The sequence below is a fragment of the Curvibacter soli genome (assembly GCF_029211125.1).
In the GTDB taxonomy this organism is placed as follows: domain Bacteria; phylum Pseudomonadota; class Gammaproteobacteria; order Burkholderiales; family Burkholderiaceae_C; genus Curvibacter_A; species Curvibacter_A soli.
On record NZ_JARGEN010000085.1, the window covers coordinates 1 to 635 of the forward strand.

The 635-nt window shown below is 64.1% G+C and carries 2 protein-coding genes; both read left to right on the forward strand.

The genetic code is table 11. The annotated features are described in order from the left end of the window. A partial coding sequence (locus tag PY257_RS16015) for a hypothetical protein (protein ID WP_275743625.1) occupies positions 1-221 on the forward strand: 221 nt, incomplete at its 5' end. Beyond that, a complete protein-coding gene (locus PY257_RS16020) occupies positions 218-562 on the forward strand; it encodes an IclR family transcriptional regulator (RefSeq protein WP_275743627.1) in 345 nt (114 codons plus the stop codon). The genes PY257_RS16015 and PY257_RS16020, both read left to right, overlap by 4 nt. Positions 563-635 lie beyond the last annotated feature (73 nt).

Below are 635 nucleotides of genomic sequence, written 5' to 3' on the forward strand. Positions count from 1 at the left end.
ACACGTACTACGCGCCATTCACGTCAGTAACGTGCCGCAATGTGCAGCGGGGAAAGCGGTACAAGGAATTCCCCGGAATGAACTTCGGCTTTATGCACTACGGCGACATAGATCGCTTGATTGATCGCGTGCGTTTGATCAACAGGAACGAGGTGCGCCGCACCTGGGGCGTGGGCATACGCGCCCTGCGGGCCGATATCGCCGGCGGAGTGATGCGATGAATACCCGTACAGAGAGCGCAGACCCCGCTGCCGCAGCCCAGCCGCGCCTACCACAGCCAGCGCGCCGCGTCTGCGACCTGCTGCGCCTGCTGGCCGGCCACGAGCTGCTGGGCTTGCCGCCCGGCGACATTGCAAAGGGCCTTGGCGTGAACCCTTCGTGGGTATCCGTCACCCTGCCGGCGCTCGAAGCGGAAACCGGCTTTGTCGAGCGCGTTCCAGGCGCCAACCGCTGGCGCCTGGGCGTGCCGCTGGTGCGCATTGCCACCACGGTGGCCGCCAACCTGAACACAGCGCGGCGGCAGATCGACGAGATCAGCTCCCGCTATTCCACCCCCCTTTAACCCCACTACCTGCAAAAGCATTCCATGGCACGCAAACCCAACCCCGCACCGCAAAGCAAAGAACCCATCTTCC

Coding starts and splice junctions, on each gene's coding strand:
- PY257_RS16020 (WP_275743627.1), top strand. CDS start 218: ATGAATACCCGTACAGAGAGCGCAGACCCCGCTGCCGCAGCCCAGCCG.